Genomic DNA, 4,660 nt, shown 5'->3' with positions numbered 1-4,660 from the left:
GCGTGTTATCTCTAGCGCCGCATCAGGATGAAGGCACGGTAGGCACGGCGTGTCGGTCGCCCTGTCCCTCATGGTTATCTAATAGCGTCTATGCCACAGGTGGGACAGCCATAGGAGTGGCGATGTCGTGTGCTGTAGAGAAGGTCATTTCACCGACGACGGGGCAGTCGGGTTGGGTGATCGTGGACGAAGAATCCATGCGCCCGGTCGCGGAGGCTTCCGAGTGGGTGCTGTTCATGCAAGGCGCCGGAAGGTCACCTCAAACAATCCGCGCATACGTTCCTCGGGTCTGTTGGTTCTTGAACTGGACTGCCGGTCGCGGACTGGATTGGCACGAGATTCGTGTAGGTGAACTCACTCGTTTCAAATTCGCCGTCGAACACACCCCAACCGTCCACTACCGGCTGCGCTCCGGCAGATCGGTCAACGCAGTGATGACCGCTGTCGTCGAATTCCTCAGGTTCTGCGGAATGCGTGGATTGGTCTCCGCAGATGTTGTTTCTGGGCTGTCCCAGCCCAAGTACCTGGCCTACGCACCCCGCGATTTCCACGAAGGTGAATCCGGTCAGCATCGGCTGATTCGTGCCAGAACCCTCAAAGCGCCGGAAGTCGTAAAGCCTCCGGAAATTATTACTGAAGAACAGTTTTCGCATGCTCTGAACTCCGCGAACACCGAACGAGACCGTTTTCTGGTGCTGTTGCTGGTTCGTTCCGGACTCCGAATCGGAGAGGCATTGGGTTCGCGCCGTAGCGACCTGCATTTCCTTCCGACCTCGGTTCATCTGGGATGCCAGGAACGTGGACCTCATGTTCATGTTGTTCGGCGTGAAGGCAATTCGAACGGTGCCCGCGCTAAAGGACAATCCCGAGTCGTACCGGTCAGCGACGAGGTGGTCACTCAGTATCGCGAGTACCTTCTCGAACGAGACAGCGTGCCCACCGCAATGACCTCGGACTTCGTGTTCGTCAACCTTCTCGGGCATCACGCCGGTTCGCCGATGTCGTATTCGAACGCAAAACAGATTGTGGAAAGGATCGGCAACCGTGCCGGTTTCCGATTGCGGCCCCACATGTTCCGGCATACGGCAGCCACAATCTGGACGCGCAACGGCACCGGTATCGACGTGGTTCAGTCGTTGCTCGGTCATGTGAGCCGAGCATCGACCGCGATCTATCAACACCCCGACGCGGAGGACCTGAGGGCGGCAGTGGAAAGAGTGGGCATATGAGCATCACCGCTCTACCCGTCGAGTCAAGAGCCCTCTCGACTGGAAACGAACAGACCTGGAAAGCGTGGTTGATCGAACGAATCGACCCGCAATGGCGAGTCGCGGAATGGGATTCACGCCGACAGGTATTCACCGGAGACGTCGACAACGAAATGACAGCGGTCTATCTGTGCCGAGTCGACCGATGCATGACGGTCGTGGAAATCTTCGACCGCCGTTGCAGGCGGTGCGAACGCCACCGCAAGCTCAACGGGACCTCACCTTCATTCTTCGACCGGACATTCGACCCCGATTCGGTTCCACGAAGAGACGAAAAAGCCTTTTCGAAAGTCGATTTCGAACTCAGTGAGGTGAACGGCACTGTTGCGGCGGAGATTATTTACGGAGTGCAGCAGCGTGACCGTGATCAGATCATCTTGGTTCCGATGCGGATCCGCAGCATAGTTTCCCACCTCCCACCGGATTGTCGCTCACTGCTCGATGTCGCCGGAAATCGCCAGTTCGAGAAGGCACTCGGAGCTGCAGCCGGTGGTGTGTTCCGGTCGTTGGTCACACATCTGCAGCGGGCGCACGTCGTGTACTCCGGTACTGATCCCACCATGGCCGACGTGTGGAAACCTGCCGTCGTGGGCCTGCAAGCTGCTCCGGACCGGCGATACAGTGCGGCCGGTGGCGTTGTGGACTTCCGAGAGATCAGACAGCGATGGCTTCGAGAGATCACCAAACAATTCGGCCGCGAGGTACGCCCACCCGTGACGACACTGCGGCACACCGTTCATGCCGCCGAAATCGCTTCACGGCAACTCTCGCTGCGCACGAACGGCGATCACCCCGAACTACTCGACCACGGTGACATGAGCGCTGTCGTCGAGGGTTTCCGCACCAGCGCCGATCGAGAGGGCAAGCCCCATTCCTTCACCCATCGACGATCATTGCTCGGGTGGTGGCGCCGACTTCTCGAGTTCTCACGCCGCACGGGCGCAATGGATGACATCCCCGGCTCCTTCGCACTCGATCTGCGTTCGCACACAATTGCCCAGGTCGAGACCAGCGAGGACGACTTCGGACGCACGATCCCCGAACATGTCATCGCACAACTCGATCAACACCTCGAGCTGCTGGGTAGGCACTCCACGTACTCCGCGCCGGGCTGGAACCCTGACGACTACGCCATGATGTATCAGACGGTCTACCAGATCATCCGGGACACCGGTCGACGCCCGAGTGAGATCGTCGGGCTCAAACGCTCATGCCTGGACTGGGTCGACGGCAAGCCCACACTCGTCTACGACAACCGTAAACGTCGCAGAATGGGGCGTAGATTGCCGATCAGCACTGCAACGGCAACCGTGATCGACCAATGGCTCGACCACCTTCAATCGCTGTCTGTTCCGGACACACTGTGCGACTGGCTCTTTCCCACGCCGGGAACCCGCAACAACATTCGCCGCGGGCACTTGAGCGGTGCGCAGTTCGGGTCCCGGGCCTTCGCCATCTGGATCGATGCAATCCCGGAACTTGTCGACGAAAGACTCGACGATGACGGAAACCCAGCTCTCTACGACAGATCAATGATCACTCCTTACGGATTGCGGCACTCCTACGCTCAGCGGCACGCTGACAACGGCACACCGGTGGACGTCCTACGCGAATTGATGGATCACCGCAGCGTCGACACGACCATGGGATATTTCTCCGTCACACTCAAACGTAAACGCCAAGCCACCGAGGAGATTTCGAAGTTCGCGATCGACAGGCACGGACGACCGGCGGGATTCACGTCGGTAACGGAGTACGAGCGACAGTCGGTGGCCGTGCCCTTCGGAAACTGCACCGAACCCTCGAACATCAAAGCCGGCGGCCAACACTGCCCGATCCGATTCCAGTGCGCAGGATGCTCCTTCTACCGACCGGACCCGTCCTACCGGCCCGCAATCGAGCAGCATCTCGCAGAGCTGCGCACAGACAAAGAAACTGCAATCGCCACCGACTCCGCGTCGTGGGTGATCACCAACTTCGACGCCCAAATTCACGCGTTCACGGACGTCATCTCGTCGATGGACGCAATGCTTGCCGACCTGCCCGCAGACCAACGCGCGGTCATCGACAACGCCTCCCGCGAACTGAGGAAAGCGAGGACCGCAGCTGCCTTCATACCGCTCGAGTCCGTAACCACCCACACGAACGAGGACGAACAACGATGACTGCCGATGACCGTGACATACGAACCCAACGGCTCATCGCCTCCCGTCGACGTGACAGCGCTGACAAACAACGCAGAACGCTGACAGTCATCGCCGACCTCTCATCCGCTGGCGAACGCATCAACATCAGCGAAATAGCGCGTCGCGCAGGCGTTTCTCCATGGTTCATCTACAACACCGCAGCAATTCGAACCGCCGTCGAACGCGCCACAGAAGAGCACTCCCACACCGCCACCAGAAGCAGCGCCGGACGCACGTCCGCTACGGCGGACAGTCTTCACGCCGAACTGTTGATGGCGCGTGAGGAAGTTCGGGCGCTACGAACGGACCGAACCAAGCTCGAGACCAAAGTGCAACTACTACTCGGCAACCAACTCGAACACCTGCCGCACGACACACTGCTCGCCCGTATCCACGAGCTCGAACAGATAGCAGCCGAGCTGCGCTCGGACCTCGACTCCGAACGCAGACGCGCCGACACCATGACAACACGAACCGAAGAACTCCAGGACGAGCTCACCGCCGCCCGCGCCTCACTCAAAAGGATGGTTCAAAGCGTTTCTCCAGCACGACGAATCGAAGCAATCGGCACATAAGAACACACCCCAGCAAGCATCGGAATCTACGCGGAACTGTGAATCAACACGCGGACAATACGGCAGACATCGCATCCTTCTCTGCTTGAGTCACCCACAGGCGGTAGACCGACTTCACCGTGATCTGCTTCGAGACGTAGGTGCATCGGTACGCCTTGTTCGGGGGAAGCCAGGATGCGGCATCGGAATCAGACTTCTTCGCGTTCGTCGGTCCATCCACCGGGATCAGATTTCGGGGATCGTTCGCCAGATTCGTGCGCTCCTGAAGACTCAATTGTTGCGCACCCTTCTGCCACGAATCGCTCAACGCGACCACATGGTCAATCTGAACTGCAGTCGAAGTATCCTGTCCCCGAACAAAATTGATCGTCTTTCCAGTGTAAGGATCAGCCAACGTGCCAGAGAGAACAACACATTGCTTCTTTCCTTCTTTGAAGACCACGTCAGTCAGCCGCGAAGCCAACAGATTATTGCGCGTATCGCACCCGTCATGCCCGAACTCCACATCGACATCATCAGACCATGCCTGACCGAACTGATCTCTGCTGTAACCAGTTTTCGGAGCACGCCCCTTCACCGGAAGCGTCTCCAACAGCGCAACGGAAGAAGCCACATCAACATCGTGCTGACC

4 protein-coding genes are annotated in these 4,660 nt (G+C 58.7%); 3 read left to right on the top strand and 1 reads right to left on the bottom strand.

Translation table 11 applies throughout. The annotated features are described in order from the left end of the window. The first annotated feature begins 122 nt into the window (after positions 1 to 122). From AC1Q6C_RS33200 to AC1Q6C_RS33190, 3 genes are read left to right on the top strand one after another with little or no spacing between them, the layout of a single operon-like run. Positions 123 to 1,229, top strand: a complete 1,107-nt coding sequence (locus AC1Q6C_RS33200; RefSeq protein ID WP_047269064.1) for a tyrosine-type recombinase/integrase — start codon at positions 123 to 125, stop codon at positions 1,227 to 1,229. Beyond that, a complete protein-coding gene (locus AC1Q6C_RS33195; RefSeq protein WP_058037609.1) occupies positions 1,226 to 3,433 on the top strand; it encodes a tyrosine-type recombinase/integrase in 2,208 nt (735 codons plus the stop codon). Before AC1Q6C_RS33200 ends, AC1Q6C_RS33195 begins: the two co-directional genes overlap by 4 nt. Next, positions 3,430 to 4,029, top strand: coding sequence for a DUF6262 family protein (locus AC1Q6C_RS33190; RefSeq protein ID WP_047269065.1), 600 nt, complete (start codon positions 3,430 to 3,432; stop codon positions 4,027 to 4,029). The genes AC1Q6C_RS33195 and AC1Q6C_RS33190 overlap by 4 nt, the downstream gene beginning before the upstream one ends. A gap of 43 nt (positions 4,030 to 4,072) precedes the next feature. Here the strand turns inward: AC1Q6C_RS33190 and AC1Q6C_RS33185 are convergent. Further along, positions 4,073 to 4,660, bottom strand: a 588-nt coding sequence (locus AC1Q6C_RS33185) for an HNH endonuclease family protein (protein ID WP_492667110.1), incomplete at its 5' end; no start/stop codon positions are given.

This window comes from Rhodococcus sp. MT28, assembly GCF_058792695.1.
The sequence above is the reverse complement of the archived record's forward strand: the minus strand, read 5'-3'. Positions and strand labels throughout refer to the sequence as shown.